The sequence below is a fragment of the Tistrella bauzanensis genome, from assembly GCF_014636235.1.
GTDB classification, from domain to species: domain Bacteria; phylum Pseudomonadota; class Alphaproteobacteria; order Tistrellales; family Tistrellaceae; genus Tistrella; species Tistrella bauzanensis.
The window spans coordinates 1-15,881 of record NZ_BMDZ01000026.1; the positions used below are offsets into that span (position 1 = coordinate 1).

The following is a 15,881-nucleotide window of genomic DNA, read 5'->3' on the forward strand; positions in this document are numbered from 1 at the left end:
CATGTCCCCCTCTCAGGAACACTCATACAGACTCCACTTCGCCACCGGTCGCCAGGGCTATTCTTCAAATGCGATTCCCCTGGATCGGCGCCGCACTCGACTTGTCGAGGGCTGCGGGTGCGGCTATGGTGCGCGGACCTGTCCGCTGATCCACCGGCAGGCTTCAGAATTGCCGGGCCGGCGGTGGTGCGGTGCGCAGGCACCGATATGCGCCGTGCTGCCAGCCGGCGCTATGGCCCATCCCGGCTTCAGGCCGCCGACTTTTCGAGGACCGACCTCCATGACCGCCGAACGCTTCCACGGTTCGATCGTCGCCACGCTGACCCCGTTCAAGGACGGCAAGGTCGACGAGAAAGCCTATGCGGCGTTCGTCGACTGGCTGATCCGCGAAGGCAGCGACGGGCTGGTTCCCTGCGGCACCACGGGCGAGTCGCCGACACTGACCCATGACGAGCACATGCGGGTGACCGAGATCTGCATCGAGGCGAATGCCGGCCGGGTGCCGGTGATCGCGGGTGCCGGGTCGAATTCGACCCATGAGGCGGTGCGTCTGGCCCGACATGCCGAAGCCGCCGGCGCCGATGCCGTGCTGGTGGTGACGCCCTATTACAACAAGCCGACCCAGGCTGGTCTCTATGCCCATTTCAAGGCGGTGGCCGAGGCTGTCGGCCTGCCGGTGTTCATCTACAACATCCCCGGCCGGTCGGTGATCGACATGACCGTGGATACCATGGCGCGGCTGGCGGAACTGCCCAATATCGCCGGGGTCAAGGATGCGACCGCCGATCTGGTGCGGCCGCTGGCGGTGCGCCAGACCATTGGCACCGAATTCATTCAGCTTTCGGGCGAGGATGCCACCGCCGTCGCCTTCCTGGCCAATGGCGGCCATGGCTGCATTTCGGTGACCGCCAACATCGCGCCGCGGCTGTGCGCCGAGATGCAGGCGGCCTGGCGGGCCGGTGATGCCGCGGGCGCATTGGCGATCCATGAACGGCTGATGCCGCTGCATCGGGCGCTGTTCGTGGAAACCAGCCCGTCGCCGGTGAAGTACGTGGCCGAAAAGCTGGGGCTGTGCGGTGCCGAACTGCGTCTGCCGCTGGTGCCCGTGACGCCCGGCACCGAACTGGTGCTGGATGCGGCCATTGCCCTCGTCGGGCTGGAACCGGCTCTGATCGGCTGAAGCATATATATATATCCTGAGCGGCGCCGGGCATCTTCCCCGACACCGCACGCGAACCGAGGAATGGAATGGCCCGCAAGAGCGGCTTGATCAGTCATGGCGACGTTGCCGTCAATCGCAAGGCACGCTTCGATTACTTCATCGAGGATACGGTGGAGGCCGGCCTGGTTCTGCACGGAACCGAGGTCAAAAGTCTGCGCGAAGGCCACTGCAACATCGCCGAGAGCTACGCCTCGGTCGAAAAGGACGAGGCCTGGCTGATCAACGCCAACATCAAGGAATATGGCGGTGGTAACCGCTTCAACCATGAGCCGCGCCGCAAGCGCAAGCTTCTGCTTCATCGCAAGGAAATCAACCGGCTGTTCGGCCTGATCAAGCGCGAGGGGGTTACGATCATCCCTCTGGTGCTCTATTTCAACGACAAGGGCATGGCCAAGCTGAAGCTGGGTCTGGCCAAGGGCAAGAAGCTGCACGACAAGCGCGCGACCGAGCGCGACCGCGACTGGGAACGCCAGAAGGGTCGCCTGATGCGCGACAAGGGGTGATCGGATGTCGGACAAGGATGATGGCGCCACCACGCGGCCCGACGGGATCGTGGGCGAGGTCAAGCGCAAGCTGATCGACACCAAGCGCAAATGGGCGGAGCAGGGGCGCGGGCTGACCGGACAGACCGCACGCGCCGAGGCCGAGCGCCTGCCCCCCGGTCAGCGGCTGGTGACCAACTTCCCGGTGCTCGACCTTGGCATTCAGCCGGCGGTTGCCACCAGTGACTGGGAGCTGACGATTGCCGGCGCGGTCGAGAACCCGCTGACCCTGCGCTGGGCTGATTTCCAGGCCTTGCCGCAGGTGCGGTTGACGTCGGACATCCACTGCGTCACGACCTGGTCGCGTTACGACAATGCCTGGGACGGTGTTTCAGCCTTCGCCCTGCTCGATCTGGTGCGGCCGAAGCCCGAGGTGCTGCACGTGTTGCTGCATTCCTATGACGGTTATACCACCAATATCGATCTGGCGGGCTTCGCCGACGATGATGTTCTGCTGGCGCATTCCTGGCAGGGCGAGCCGCTGACCCGCGAGCATGGCGGTCCGGTGCGGCTGGTCATCCCCAAGCGCTATTTCTGGAAAAGCGCCAAGTGGATCCGCCGCATCGAATTCTCGGCCGCGGATGCGCCCGGCTTCTGGGAGATGCGCGGCTATCACAACGAGGCCGATCCGTTTACGGAAGAACGCTATTCCTGACCATTCAGCCAGGCGTGGTCAGGCGGGCGCGGTCAGGCGGGCGCGGCCAGGCGGGCGCGGATCGTGCCGACCACCTGATCGAACATCCGCGCGGTCAGCCGGCCGGTGTTCACGTTATAGCGCGAGCAGTGAAAGCTGTCCGCCACCAGCAGGGGCCGCGCCGGCGACGGAGCGGCCCTTTCGCTGTGCGGCACCACCCGGTCACGGGATGATGCCGGCATCGTCGCGGGCATCACGCTATGCATGGCGCCGTGGGCGAAGGGATGGGCCGCCAGCCGCAGACCAAGGGTGCGGAGGACGGCGTCATGCGCGATGCGGCCCAGCGCCAGGATCACCTGCAATCGCGGCATCGCCGCCATTTCATCGACCAGGAACGGACGGCAGTTGTTGGCCTCGGCGGGTGTCGGTTTGTTTTCGGGCGGCACGCAGCGCACGGCATTGGTGATCCGGCAATCCAGCGCCACCAGCCCGTCATCGGCCCGGCGGTCGAACCGGCCGTCGATGAAGCCGTGGTCGATCAGCGTGGGATAGAGCAGATCGCCGGCATAGTCGCCGGTGAAGGGCCGTCCGGTGCGGTTGGCACCCCGCAGACCTGGTGCCAGCCCCACCACCAGCAGACGCGCCGACAGCGACCCGAAGGCCGGAACCGGGCCGTTGTGCCAGTCGGGCTCGGTGATCCGGCGCTCGGCCCGCCAGGCCGCGAGGCGCGGGCAGCGCGGACAATCGGGGTCGGGCTGGGTCGGCTGAACACCGGATGGCTGAAGGGCGGGGGGCTGTGCGGGCATCGGCGGATGAACCATCGGCTTGGCAGCCATGGACCTGACATACCGTGAGCTCGGCGTTCTGGCCGCGGCTCGGCATCCTGGCCATGGGCTCGGCATTTCAGGCGGCTGAACGGAAAACGCCATCCGTTGCGGGCCGCAAGGGCCGCGCGACGGATGGCGTGATCTGGCGGCACGGCCGGACCATAGCGGATCCCGGAGATATGCCCCGGGGCCTGCCACATCCGGCCGCCCGATCAGCTACGGCGACGGGGTGTGCGCGGCTTCACGGGTGCCGGCACTGGCGCAGGGGCCGGAGCCGGCGCAGGCACCGGTGCGGGCTTGACTGGTGCGGCGGCCGGCTCGTCCTCGTCCTCGTAATCCTCGTCGTCGTCGTCGTAATCGTCGTCGTCCTCGTAGTCGTCGTCGTCCTCGAACTCGTCATCATCCTCAATGATGTCGTCGTCCTCGGGTTCGGCGTCGGTGGTCGGCGCGGGCACGTCCTCCATCAGCTTGCGGCGACGCTCGCCACGCTGGCGGCCGGCCTCGGCCTCGGCGCGCGAACGCGCGATCACCGGTTCCAGATCCTTCAGATCCAGGAACACATCGGCCTGGCGACGCAGCTCATCGGCCACCATCGGCGGCTGGGTACGGATGGTGCCGATCACCGTCACGCGCACGCCGCGGCGCTGCACCGCTTCCACGAGCCGGCGGAAATCGCCGTCGCCCGAGAAGATCACCAGATGATCGACATGATCGGCCATTTCCATGGCATCGACCGTCAGCTCGACATCCATGTCACCGCGCACCCGGCGGCGACCGGTGGCGTCGGTAAATTCCTTCGCCGGCTTGGTCACCATCGTGTAGCCGTTATAGTCAAGCCAATCGACCAATGGCCGGATCGGCGAATAATCCTGCTCGTCGAGCAGGGCGGTGTAATAAAACGCGCGCACGACATAGGCGCGCGTCCTGAAGTAGTCCAGCAACCGCCGGTAATCTATATCGAAGCTCAAACTGCGGGCGGCACCGTAAAGGTTGGCCCCGTCAATGAACAGCGCAACGCGCTCGCCTTCGTGGAAAATGCTGTCGATAGATCGTGCCATGAGTATATCTTTCGGTGGAATTCGCATGAGGGTCGGTCGTGACGCGACACATGACCGCCGGATCAATCACCACGTCTCGCGGCGGCTGCGCGTACTTAATCCGGCATCGGGGTAGATTACAAGACGGAACGCATCAAATCATGGCCCAAATCGGTAGACGTCAGACATTTATCGCCGTGGGGGCAAATCTCGCGGATGCGTATGGTAGAACACCCGCCGATGCCTGCAAAGCAGCGGTGGCGCGGATGGCTGCGCTGGGCTTCGAGATTGTTGGCGTGTCGCGGTGGTATGAGACGGCACCCGTGCCGGATCTGGGCGGTCCGTGGTATGTGAACGGGGTGGTGCATGTAACGACGGCGCTGGATCCGGTTCAAGTGCTGGAACTGCTGCATCGCATCGAAGCCGAATTCGGCCGGGTGCGCCGCCGGCGGTGGGAGGCGAGGCCACTGGATCTTGATCTGTTGGACCAGGACGGTGTCGTGCGCGCCCCGGCGGTGGCACCCACGCCGATCGTGGTCGGTGCTGCGGTCGTCGATGACGGGCGGGTGCCGGATCCGGAATTGCCGCATCCACGGCTGGCCGCACGCGGTTTCGTGCTGTTGCCGCTGGCGGATGTGGCGCCGGACTGGCGCCATCCGGTCACCGGAGAGAGCGTGGCGTCGCTGATCGCGGCCCTGCCGCCCGGACAGATGATCAGGCCGATGGGCGAGGTGGGTATGGCGGATGCGGGTGCAACGGCTGCATCCGCATCGCACCGGGCGCAGGGCTGACCCCCGTCTGCGACATGGCCGACGGTGGATGAGGACCGGACGACCTGTCTTTCGGCTGAAAATGCCCGACAGCGCTTTGACTTCGCGAGAGCGTTGTCATAGTGTTCCGCGCCCGACGCGGGAGTACGGCCTTGCAGCCGCGCCGTCGTCGTCCTACCTTTTTTTGAGCGACTCTAAAAGTCATCGGAGCAAGCGACCATGGCCCGCGTCACCGTTGAAGACTGCGTCCGTCTCGTCCCCAACCGGTTCGATCTGGTGCTGATGGCCGCCCAGCGCGCCCGCGAGATCTCGTCCGGGGCGGCACTGACCATCGACCGCGACAACGACAAGAATCCCGTCGTCGCCCTGCGCGAAATCGCCGACGAGACCCTCGACCTCGATACCATCTCGCGTCAGCTGGTCCAGACCCATCAGCGGGTTCCGGAAGTGGACGAGCCCGACGAGGACATGCTGGACGCCATCGGCGAGGTTGCCTCGATCGCGAGCCGCCAATTGGCCGAAAGCGAACTGGCGGCCGGCAATTCCCTGTCTCTGGCCGATGACGACGACGACGCGGCCTTCGCCGGCCCGCGCTTTGAAGACGCCGATCCCGACGACGTCTGATCGCCGCCGGCATCCAGGCCCATGCGCGGCCGGGCCGGCCGGCCGGTGCTTGCGGGTGATAATCATGGCCGGCCATGGCGGGTCCGCATGTGACATCGCCGGGCCGGTCCTGGATGGCCGGTTCCGGCGGCGCAGCGGAACCGACGCTTGTTGTGGGTGATGCTGTTCGGTGATCCGTCAATACGAGCTTGTGGAGCGGGTCAAGGCCTATGACCCGGATCTGGACGAGGCGGCGTTGAACCGCGCCTACGTCTATGCGATGAAGATGCACGGCTCGCAGAAGCGCGCGTCCGGCGACCCCTATTTCCTGCATCCGCTGGAAGTCGCCGGTATTCTGACCGAATTGCGGCTCGACAGCCGCTCGATCGTCACCGCCCTGTTGCACGACACCATCGAGGACACCCCGGCCACGCTGGAGGAGATCGACCAGATCTTCGGCAGCGAGGTGGCGCGGCTTGTGGATGGCGTCACCAAGCTGTCGAAGATCGAACTCCAGTCGGAGCAGGCCAAGCAGGCTGAGAACTTCCGCAAACTGCTGCTGGCGATGTCGGACGACATCCGGGTGCTGCTGGTCAAGCTGGCCGACCGGCTGCACAACATGCGCACCCTGCATTACATCGCCAAGCCCGAGAAGCGGCGGCGGATCGCCCTTGAGACGCTGGAGATCTATGCGCCGCTGGCCGAGCGCATCGGTATGCAGTCGATCAAGGACGAACTGGACGATCTGGCGTTCAAGGAGCTGTATCCCGACGCCCGCGACTCGATCCTGAAGCGGCTCGCCTATCTGCGCGAGAACGGCTCGGATCTGGTGGCGCGGATCGTGGACGAGTTGAAGCGGGTGGTGACGGCGACCGGAACCACCGCCGAAATCTATGGCCGCGAGAAGCGGCCGTATTCGATCTGGCGCAAGATGCAGCGCAAGAATGTCAGCTTCGAGCAGTTGTCGGACATCATGGCCTTCCGGGTTGCGGTCGACAGCATCCGCGACTGTTATGCGGTGCTGGGATCGGTGCACGGCTCGTACCGGATGGTGCCGGGGCGGTTCAAGGATTTCATCAGCAATCCCAAACCAAATGGCTACCGGTCGCTGCACACCACGGTGATCGGCCCGGAACGACAGCGGATCGAGGTGCAGATCCGCACCCGTGAAATGCATGAGGTGGCGGAATACGGCGTTGCCGCGCACTGGCTGTACAAGCAGGAAAGTGGCGGTCATGAGGGCCGGCAGTATCGCTGGATCCGCGGTCTGCTGGAAATTCTCGATCAGGCATCGAACCCTGAGGAATTTCTTGAGCACACCAAGCTTGAGATGTTCCAGGATCAGGTATTCTGCTTCTCGCCCAAGGGCGATCTGATCGCCCTGCCGCGCGGGGCCACGCCGATCGACTTCGCCTATGCCGTCCATTCCGAGATCGGCGATACCTGCGTGGGCGCCAAGATCAACGGCCGGATGATGCCGCTGCGCACCCAGTTGCAGAATGGCGACCAGATCGAGATCATCACCTCGAAGGCGCAGACGCCGTCGCCGGCCTGGGAGCGCTTCGTCGTCACCGGCAAGGCGCGGTCGCGCATCCGGCGCTTCATCCGTCTGCGTGAGCGTGAACAATATGTCAGCCTGGGCCGGGCGATCCTGCAGAAGAGCTTCCGGCAGGAACAGCGCCCCCTGACCGAAAAGGGCCTGGACCGGGCGCTGCGTGTGTTCACCCACCGCACGCTCGATGATCTGTATGCCGCGGTCGGCAAGGGCGACATCACCGCGCGCCAGGTGATCGACACCGTGTTCCCCGAGGCGCGGCCCCAGAAGGAAGACAGCATCGACGGTGCCAAGGTGGTGCCGCTGAAGCGGATGCGCAGCGCCAAATCGGGTGCCAATGGCTATGCGATCCCGATCCGGGGCCTGATCCCCGGCATGGCGGTGCATTATGCCGGCTGCTGCCATCCGATTCCGGGCGACCGGATCGTCGGCATCGTCGCCACCGGCAAGGGCGTGACCATCCACACCATCGACTGCGAGACGCTGGAACAATTCGTCGACGAGCCGGAACGCTGGCTGGATCTGGCCTGGGACACCGGGTCCGACAAGGGCCAGGGCCATACCGCGCGGTTGAATGTGATGGTCTCGAACGAGCCCGGCGGACTTGCGGCCTTGACGACCATGATCGCCAAGCATTATGGCAACATCATCAATCTGAAGATCACCAACCGCACCTCGGAATTTTTCGAGATGATCGTCGATGTCGAGGTGCATGACGTGAAACATCTGACGCATATCATTGCCGCGCTGCGCGCCGACCCCGTGATCAACTCGGTCGACCGGGCACGGGGCTGACACCGCCCTGCCAATGATCCCGTGTGCCGGCCCGACCGGCTCGCCCGCCTTGCGGACCTTGTATTTATGGAGACCCCGTCACCGATGGACACCGATGACGTCCTGGACGTGTTCCGCGCCTGCGGTGCCCTGCTGGATGGGCATTTCATCCTGTCATCCGGCCTGCGCAGCCCGCGTTATCTTCAGTGCGCGCGGGTGATGATGCATCCGGTCCAGGGCGAACGGCTGTGCCGGGCGCTGGCGGCGCGGATCAATGCGAGGCTCGCCGATGGCGGTATCGCAGGCGGCGGCATCGATTGCGTGGTCTCGCCTGCCATGGGCGGCGTGGTGGTGGGCTATGAAGTGGCGCGCCAGCTTGGCGTGCCGGCGATGTTCACCGAACGGGTCGACGGGGCCTTCACCTTGCGACGTGGTTTCGCGATCGAGCCGGGCTGGCGGGTGCTGATGGCCGAGGATGTGGTGACCACCGGCAAGTCCAGCCGGGAATGCATCCAGGCGATCGAGGCCGCCGGCGGCACGGTGGTGGCGGCATCGGCGCTGGTCGACCGCTCGAACGGTACGGTCGATCTGGGGGTGCCGCTGGTGGCACTGACCGGGCTCGACGTGCCAAGTTATGATCCGGCGGAGCTTCCGCCCGAGCTGGCGGCACTGCCCGCTGTGAAGCCCGGCAGCCGCGGCCTTGCCTGATCCCGGCCGCGGCGCCGCGATGCATCCGCAGGCATCGCCGCACGCAGCCGGCCGCGAGAACAAGAGACGGCCCGATGACTGAAAGGCCCGGTATTTGACTGAGAACCGACCGCTTGCGAGCCGCCCCGCCGCCGCGCCACTGCAGAGCCATGGCGGGCGATGGGGCGATGCCCCGATCCGTCTGGGGCTGCGCCTCAACCATGCGGCTGTGCTCAGGCAGGCGGGCGATGGCCTGCGTCCCGACATGGCCCGGCTGGCCGAGGCCACCATGCGGGCCGGGGCCGACAGCGTGGTGCTGAGGGTCGATGATCAGGGCGGGCTGATCAGCGCCGACGATCTGCGCCGTATCCGCGATCGGGTCCGTGCGCCGCTGACCCTGGAATTGCGTCCCGATCCGGCCCGGCTGGACTGGTTGCTGGCGCTGGAACCGGCAGCGGTGACCCTGCTGCCGCCGGCTGACGGCGATGTCGCGGCCGGCCATGACGGGCTGGCGCGGATGGTGGACGGCCTTGGTGCCGCCGGCATCGCCGTCGTCATGTTGGTCGCTCCGGAGTCGGACCAGATCGAGGCGGTCCGTGCCGCGGGTGTGCGGTCGGTGGAAATCGACACCACCCGCTATGGTGAGGCGGACCCGCAGCATCGCGGGCCCCTGTTCCAGCAGTTGCGCCAGGCGGCCATCCAGGCGCGCGGCCTGGGGCTGGGCATCCAGGCCGGGCATGGCCTGGATTTTGCGACCCTGGCGCCAGTGGCCGCCCTGCCGCATCTGCAGGGCATCACCTGCGGCCGGTTCCTGATCGCCGAGGCGTTGTTCATCGGCATCGAGGATGCCGTGCGCCACACCCGGCGGCTGATCGACGCCGCGCGCCGGCAGGCGCGGCGCCATGCCGCCCAGACCGGCGGGTGAGGCCATGGCGCTGATCATCGGGACAGGCATGGACGTGGTCGATATCCGCCGGATCGAGAAGACTCTGGCGCGATTCGGCGACCGTTTCGTGCGCCGCTGCTTTACCGAGATCGAGCGGGAACGGTCGGACCGGCGGATGCGGCGTGCCGAAAGCTATGCCAAGCGTTATGCTGCCAAGGAAGCCGGCGCCAAGGCGCTGGGCACCGGGCTGGCCCGTGGGGTCGCCTGGCGCGAACTGGGCGTGGTGAACGTGCCGGGTGGCCGTCCGACCCTGGTGCTGACCGGTGGTGCCGTGCGGCGCCTTGCCGAACTGGTCCCCCGGGGCCATCTGCCGAAGATCGATTTGACGCTGACCGATGAATATCCATATGCTCAGGCGCTCGTGATCATCAGCGCCGTGCCGGATATCTCGGCGCAAGACGGGAGTGGACTGTGACCCGCGACACGAGCCGGACAGATGGCGATCATCCGCCAAAGACCGCGGAGCGCTCCGGCGGCTTCGGCGAAATGGTGAAGACGGTCGTCATCGCCGTTTTCTTCGCCCTGGTGATCCGGTCCTTCGCCTTTGAGCCGTTCAATATCCCGTCAGGGTCGATGAAGCCGACCCTGCTGGTGGGTGATTATCTGTTCGTGTCGAAATACAGCTATGGCTATAGCCGCTATTCCTTCCCGGGCAGCCTGCCATTGTTCGAGGGACGGATTCTGGCGAGCCCGGTCGAGCGCGGCGATGTTGCCGTGTTCCGCCTGCCGACCGATCCGTCGATCGATTACATCAAGCGCATCGTCGGCCTGCCCGGCGACCGGTTGCAGGTGATCGATGGCGTGCTTCAGCTGAACGGCACGCCGGTCGAGCGCAAGCGGATCGAGGATTTCGTCGAGCGCGGCCCTGGCGGCGCCGAGATCCGGATTCCGCGTTATCGGGAAACGCTGCCCGGCGGCCCGACCTATGACACGCTGGATCAGACGCCCTATGGTGCGCTGGACAATACCCCGGTCTATACGGTTCCGGCCGGCCATTACTTCGCGATGGGCGACAATCGCGACAATTCGCAGGACAGCCGCGTGCTGTCAGCGGTGGGTTTCGTGCCCGAGCAGAACCTGATCGGGCGTGCCGAAGTGCTGTTCTTCTCGATCGACGACAGCGCATCCTGGTGGCAGATCTGGAAATGGCCGGCGTCGATCCGCTGGTCGCGCCTGCTGGACGGAGTGTCGTAGGATGGCTGCACAGCATCCTGCGCGCGTATGATCATGATGGATGACCGGAAGCTTGCCGCCACGCTCGCGGATTGTGCGCACGTGATCGGCCATGATTTCAAGGATCCGATGCTGCTGGAAGCGGCGTTGACCCATCCGAGCGTCGACGGCGGTGGCCGCGATCGCGGCGGCCGGCTGCGGCTGAATTATGAGCGGTTGGAATTCCTGGGCGATCGGGTGCTGGGGCTGGCGGTCGCCGACCAGTTGTATCAGCGCTTCCCGGGTGAGAGCGAAGGCGCGCTGGCCCGCCGGTTCGCAGCGCTTGTGCGGCGGGAATCGCTGGCGCGCATTGCCGAGATGCTGGGCCTGGGCCAGTTTCTGCGCCTGTCGCGCGGCGAGGATGACAGCGGCGGCCGGCGCAACCCGGCCAATCTGGCCGACGCCTGTGAAGCGGTGATCGCCGCCCTGTACCTGGATGGCGGCTTCGAGACCGCCCGCGCTTTCGTGGAGCGGTACTGGGCGCCGTTGATGGAAGAGGATCTGCGGCCGCCCAAGGATCCGAAGACGGCGCTTCAGGAGTGGGCCCAGGCCCGTGGCCTTGAAGCACCGAGCTATACTGTGATCGGGCGCGAAGGCCCCGATCACGCCCCGAGTTTCCGGGTGCGCGCCGAGGTGGCGCGCCTCGGCGCGGAAGAGGCGACAGGCGCGTCCAAACGGATCGCCGAGCAGGCCGCCGCCCTCAGCCTATTGACGCGCGCCGAGGCGCGCGGCGGAGACGACCAATGACCACCCGTAAGCCCGACCCCGCCAATCCGGACGACGAGATCCGCGACGAGACCCTGGCCGATGACGCCGATCTGCCGGAAGGCGACAGCCTGCCGGATGACGACGGCGGGCCGGATCGCGATGCCGATCTGGAAGATGCCGATCTGGAAGATGATGGGCCGGACGATGACGGCCTGTCGATGATGCCCGATGCCGAGGCGGCGCCAAGCGTGCCGCTGGATCGGCAGACCACCGGTTTCTTCGCGGTGATCGGAGCGCCCAATGCCGGCAAGTCGACCCTGGTGAACCGGCTGGTCGGATCGAAGGTATCGATCGTCAGCCCGAAGGTGCAGACCACGCGCAGCCGGATCATCGGCATCGCCATGCACGGAAACGCACAGCTGGTGTTCATCGACACCCCCGGCATCTTCAAGCCCAAGCGGCGGCTGGACAAGGCGATGGTCCAGGCGGCGTGGAGCGGCGCTGGCGACGCCGATGGCGTGGTGATGATGATCGACGCCAAGCGCGGCATCAACGACGAGGTGCGGCTGATCGTCGACGGGTTGAAGGCCGAGGGCCGGCGCGCCTGGGCGGTGCTGAACAAGGTCGATCTGGTTGCGCGCAGCGCGTTGCTGCCGATGGCGGCCGAAGTCGATGCCCTGGGCGTCTTCGACCGGATCTTCATGATTTCGGCCGAGAACGGGTCGGGCGTCACGGATCTGGCGAATGCGCTGGCCGCCATCGCCCGCCCTGGCCGCTGGATGTATCCGGAAGACCAGACCAGCGATGTGCAGGTCCGGTTCCTGGCGTCGGAAATCGTTCGCGAGAAGCTGTTCCTCAGCCTGCACGAGGAACTGCCCTATGCGTTGACGGTGGAGACCGAGGCCTGGACCGAGAAGCCGGATGGCAGCGCCCGGATCGATCAGGTGGTCTATGTACAGCGCGAAAGCCATCGCAAGATCGTACTGGGCGCCGGCGGCCGCACCATCAAGCATGTGGGCAGTTCCGCCCGCGCCGAGCTTGAACAGGTGCTGGAGCGCCGCATTCACCTGTTCCTGTTCGTGAAGGTGCGCGAGGCCTGGGCCGACGATCCGGAACGGTATCGCGAGATGAACCTCGACTTCCCACGCTGAGCGACAGCCATCCTGTAACCGGGCTCGATGCTGCAGCATTCAATAACGCCTTGATGAACCCCGGTGCCTCGACCACCTCCTGAAAGAGAGGTGGTTGTCGCTCAAGGGGTTGCGCGCGGCCGGGACGTTCGTTCCGGCCGCGCGGGGTCCGCCCGTCATCCGGGCCGACCATGTGACCGCCGCTCTCCACGTCGCCGCCGGATCGTGCCTCTTTGCGGGCCACCACCGGGCGGGTGTGCGTCAGCCAAGGTGCCGTGTCACCTGACGGGCCCGCTCCAGTGAGCGACCGCCGGCAGGCCGGGCACATGGGGGGTGGTTTGCATGCATCATCGTTACCTTCTGATTTATCGCTTCCTGCTGGTCAACCTGATGGCCGCAGCCTGCATGGTTCTGGCCTGGGTTCATGGCTGGATCGACCGGGTGATCGCCTCCGACAGCAGCCGGATCACGGTGCTGATCTTTGCGGTGTTTCTGGTCGGTCTGTCGCTCTGCGCCTGGCGCATCGTGCAGATCAGCGCCGGCCTCAACGACCTGAAACGCCCGCGACCGCCGGCCGACGGCCGGGTCGGGCAGTATCTCGCGACCTTGAACGGTGTGCCCGAAAGCCGGCGCCCGGTGGTCGCCGAGGGCCTGAAGGCCAAGCTCTACGCCCGCACATCCAATGTCCGCTACATCGCCGACAGCCTGGTGCTTCTGGGCCTGATCGGCACGGTGGTCGGGTTCATCATCGCCCTGTCGGGGGTCGATCAGGACCGGGTCGCGGATGTCACCGCGATCGCGCCCATGGTCGCTCAGCTTTTGGACGGCATGGCCGTGGCCTTGTGGACCACGCTGGTCGGCAGCGTTCTGCACATCTGGCTTCGGCTGAACTATCAGATCCTTGCGGGCGGCACCGTCACCCTGGTCGCGGATCTTGTCGCGCGGGGTGAGGGTCATGCTGTTTGACGATCCGCTGAAACCCGATAGCGACGACGGCGCCGGCACGGTGTTCCGCGATGTGATCACCCTGGCGCTGCTGGGGTTCATCGCCGTCGTCATTCTGATGCTGCCGCATCTGAACCCGCCCCGGAAGCTGGACGCGGCCGAAATCAATGCGCCGGGCAATGTTATCGTCGAGGCGTTGTGGGCCGCCGATCTGGATACCGATGTCGATCTGTGGGTGAAGGCGCCCGGCGATGTTCCGGTCGGCTACTCCAACAAGGGCGGGGTGATCTTCAACCTGTTGCGCGATGATCTGGGCCGGTATGGCGATGCCACCGACAGCAATCACGAGGTGTCGTACAGCCGGGGGATTCCACCTGGCGAATATATCGTCAACGTCCACCTGTTCCGCAATCAGGCGCGGCAGTTGCCAGTGATGGTGAAGGTGGTTGCCAGCGTGAAGAGCGACCAGTCGGCCTCGGCCCGGCAGATCCTGGCGACCGAGGTGGCGCTGACCCGCGAGGGCGAGGAATTGACCGCGCTGCGCTTCCGCCTGGACGACAAGGCGCGGCTGGTGCCCGACAGCGTCCACAGTCTGTACCAGCGCCTGCGCAGCAGTCGCGGTTGAGGAGGTCGGATGAACGATCTGGTCTATGTCTTTGCGGCCGTTGCCGGTCTTGCAGCCCTGCTTGCCACGCTGGCGATCTGGGCGCCGCGCCGCACGGCGGTGCGGATGACGGCCGTGGTCCTGACGGCGCTGCTGTTGCCGGCAAGCTATCTGGGCTTCACCATCCTGTTGTCGCAACCCAAGCCGATCACCATGGAATGGCTGGAAAGCGGTGCCGGTGAGGCGACAGTGCTGGGTGCGGTGATCCGCGAGGATGAGGGCATCTATGTCTGGATTCAACCCGAGGGCGGATCGACCCCGCGCTATTACGTGTTGCCCTGGGATCTGAAACAGGCCCAGCAATTGCAGAGCGCCATGCGCGATGCCGACAAGAACCAGAACGGCCTGAAGATGCGCAGCCCCTATGAGCCGACCTGGGACCGGCGCGAGCCACGCTTCTATGCTGCCCCGCAACCGGCGCCACCGCCCAAGGACGGGCCGGGGACGGGCGATGATGACGGCCCGACGATCTATCGTCATCCCGGCTGGGATGTCTGATCCTGCGCTGCCGGCAGACAGCCCAGACCGCGCAATGTGGCGGTGACCGCGATGTCGAGCGGGGTGTGAGGCTCCGGCCCGATCAGGTTGATCAGCCGGCTGTTGTCCATCCGGACGGGCTGTTGCCACAGATACCGCATCTCGCGCAATTCGCGGATCAGCGGCACAAACGGGGCCGCGACCGCCAGCAGCCGCCAGGGGAGGCGATAGATCGGCAGGCGATGGGCCGGCAGGCGCCGGGTGCTGCCTGTGGCGGCGGCGTCGCCGGATTGTGCGACGGCACGCCGGATCGCCCCGATCATGGCGGTGCCGTCGGCGTCCCAATGGCCGGCGGTATGCACGGTGGTGAAGGGGGCGAGGCGGTCATCCAGAGCCACGAGCCGCACCATGGCATCAGCGACATCGGGCAGATAGGCCCATTGATGACCGATGCCCCGGCGGCCCGGATAGATGATCCGGCGCACCGGGCGGCCGGGCGAGACCATGCCCTGCGAGAACCAGTTGTTGCCGGGCGCGGGCCCGAAGAAGTCTCCGGCCCGCACGATCAGGCTGCGGACACCGGCATCGGCGGCACGTTCGAGACGGCGTTCCAGGGCGACGCGGATCGCGCCTTTGGCCGTCTGTGGCTGCTGTGGCGAGTTCTCGGTCAGAGCCGGACGCATATCGGGACCGTGATCATAGGCATCGGGACCGTAATTATAGACCGTGCCGGGCAACAGGATGCGGGCACCGCTGTCATGGGCGGCTGCGATCGTGTTGTCGATCATCGGCAGCACCAGCCGCCCCCAGTCGCGATATCCCGGCGGGTTGACCGCATGGACGATGAGGTCGACGCCCTTGGCCGCCGCTTGCACATCTCCGCTTGCCATGGCATCGCCCTTGATCCATGTGATGGCGCCAGCCCCGTCGCCATCGGCCGCAGCCCGGCCGGTGGTACGGCGATGCAGTGCGCGTATCCGCCATCCAGCTCCGACCAGTTTGCGGGTCACCTCGCCGCCGATGCCGCCGGTGGCGCCCAGCACCAGGGCGGTTTGCTGTCGTACCATCTGTCATCTCCTCTCGTGGCCGGGTCGGGCCGCGGCGCGGTCGCCGTGGCCTGGCCTGAGGGCGATAGCATCGACCATGCG

General features: G+C 66.1%; 17 protein-coding genes and 1 pseudogene. 15 read left to right on the forward strand and 3 right to left on the reverse strand.

The features are described 5' to 3' along the window. Positions 1–280: 280 nt before the first annotated feature. From dapA to IEW15_RS11975, 3 genes are all read left to right on the forward strand, one after another. On the forward strand, positions 281–1,180 hold the full coding sequence (dapA, locus tag IEW15_RS11965) for a 4-hydroxy-tetrahydrodipicolinate synthase (RefSeq protein ID WP_188578138.1): 900 nt from the start codon (positions 281–283) through the stop codon (positions 1,178–1,180). A 68-nt stretch (positions 1,181–1,248) separates the two neighbouring features. Continuing rightward, positions 1,249–1,725, forward strand: a complete 477-nt coding sequence (smpB, locus tag IEW15_RS11970) for an SsrA-binding protein SmpB (RefSeq protein ID WP_188578140.1) — start codon at positions 1,249–1,251, stop codon at positions 1,723–1,725. A gap of 4 nt (positions 1,726–1,729) precedes the next feature. After that, positions 1,730–2,419, forward strand: a complete 690-nt coding sequence (locus IEW15_RS11975) for a sulfite oxidase-like oxidoreductase (RefSeq protein WP_188578142.1) — start codon at positions 1,730–1,732, stop codon at positions 2,417–2,419. Between the two features lie 32 nt (positions 2,420–2,451). Here the strand turns inward: IEW15_RS11975 and IEW15_RS11980 are convergent, their stop codons facing one another. Both IEW15_RS11980 and IEW15_RS25915 read right to left on the reverse strand, forming a co-directional pair. Beyond that, positions 2,452–3,204, reverse strand: a complete 753-nt coding sequence (locus tag IEW15_RS11980) for a uracil-DNA glycosylase (protein ID WP_188578234.1) — start codon at positions 3,202–3,204, stop codon at positions 2,452–2,454. A gap of 413 nt (positions 3,205–3,617) precedes the next feature. After that, positions 3,618–4,283: pseudogene (locus IEW15_RS25915) on the reverse strand (LabA-like NYN domain-containing protein); the annotation flags it as partial. Positions 4,284–4,423: 140 nt separating this feature from the next. Between IEW15_RS25915 and folK the strand changes: the two are divergent. The 12 genes from folK to IEW15_RS12045 all read left to right on the forward strand — a co-directional run bounded on the left by folK (position 4,424) and on the right by IEW15_RS12045 (position 14,754). Next, positions 4,424–5,053 carry a 2-amino-4-hydroxy-6-hydroxymethyldihydropteridine diphosphokinase gene (folK, locus tag IEW15_RS11990; protein ID WP_188578236.1) on the forward strand — a complete coding sequence of 210 codons (630 nt, stop codon included), beginning with the start codon at positions 4,424–4,426 and terminating at the stop codon, positions 5,051–5,053. Between the two features lie 198 nt (positions 5,054–5,251). After that, entirely contained in the window at positions 5,252–5,656 is a 405-nt protein-coding gene (gene rpoZ, locus IEW15_RS11995) for a DNA-directed RNA polymerase subunit omega (RefSeq protein ID WP_188578146.1), read from the forward strand. A 169-nt stretch (positions 5,657–5,825) separates the two neighbouring features. Continuing rightward, complete coding sequence (locus tag IEW15_RS12000) at positions 5,826–7,985, forward strand: RelA/SpoT family protein (protein ID WP_188578148.1); 2,160 nt, start codon at positions 5,826–5,828, stop codon at positions 7,983–7,985. An 84-nt stretch (positions 7,986–8,069) separates the two neighbouring features. After that, on the forward strand, positions 8,070–8,672 hold the full coding sequence (gene pyrE / locus IEW15_RS12005) for an orotate phosphoribosyltransferase (protein WP_188578150.1): 603 nt from the start codon (positions 8,070–8,072) through the stop codon (positions 8,670–8,672). Between the two features lie 94 nt (positions 8,673–8,766). Then, the gene (locus tag IEW15_RS12010) at positions 8,767–9,576 is read left to right on the forward strand and encodes a pyridoxine 5'-phosphate synthase (protein ID WP_188578151.1); all 810 of its coding nucleotides are present in this window, start codon (positions 8,767–8,769) and stop codon (positions 9,574–9,576) included. 10 nt (positions 9,577–9,586) lie between these two features. Further along, a complete protein-coding gene (gene acpS / locus IEW15_RS12015) occupies positions 9,587–10,012 on the forward strand; it encodes a holo-ACP synthase (protein ID WP_188578238.1) in 426 nt (141 codons plus the stop codon). Further along, positions 10,009–10,791 (forward strand): signal peptidase I, encoded by a 783-nt coding sequence (lepB, locus tag IEW15_RS12020; protein ID WP_188578153.1) that lies wholly within the window; start codon positions 10,009–10,011, stop codon positions 10,789–10,791. Before acpS ends, lepB begins: the two co-directional genes overlap by 4 nt. 27 nt (positions 10,792–10,818) lie before the next feature. Continuing rightward, entirely contained in the window at positions 10,819–11,556 is a 738-nt protein-coding gene (rnc, locus tag IEW15_RS12025) for a ribonuclease III (RefSeq protein WP_372045118.1), read from the forward strand. Next, a complete protein-coding gene (gene era / locus IEW15_RS12030) occupies positions 11,553–12,668 on the forward strand; it encodes a GTPase Era (protein WP_372402789.1) in 1,116 nt (371 codons plus the stop codon). Before rnc ends, era begins: the two co-directional genes overlap by 4 nt. A gap of 321 nt (positions 12,669–12,989) precedes the next feature. Then, the gene (locus IEW15_RS12035) at positions 12,990–13,613 is read left to right on the forward strand and encodes a MotA/TolQ/ExbB proton channel family protein (RefSeq protein ID WP_229708037.1); all 624 of its coding nucleotides are present in this window, start codon (positions 12,990–12,992) and stop codon (positions 13,611–13,613) included. Beyond that, positions 13,603–14,217, forward strand: coding sequence for a hypothetical protein (locus IEW15_RS12040; RefSeq protein WP_188578155.1), 615 nt, complete (start codon positions 13,603–13,605; stop codon positions 14,215–14,217). Before IEW15_RS12035 ends, IEW15_RS12040 begins: the two co-directional genes overlap by 11 nt. A gap of 9 nt (positions 14,218–14,226) precedes the next feature. After that, entirely contained in the window at positions 14,227–14,754 is a 528-nt protein-coding gene (locus tag IEW15_RS12045) for a hypothetical protein (protein WP_188578157.1), read from the forward strand. On the opposite strand, the gene IEW15_RS12050 is transcribed toward IEW15_RS12045, so the two are convergent. Beyond that, a complete protein-coding gene (locus tag IEW15_RS12050) occupies positions 14,733–15,800 on the reverse strand; it encodes an NAD-dependent epimerase/dehydratase family protein (RefSeq protein ID WP_188578159.1) in 1,068 nt (355 codons plus the stop codon). The two genes, IEW15_RS12045 and IEW15_RS12050, sit on opposite strands and share 22 nt — an antisense overlap. Positions 15,801–15,881: the final 81 nt, after the last annotated feature.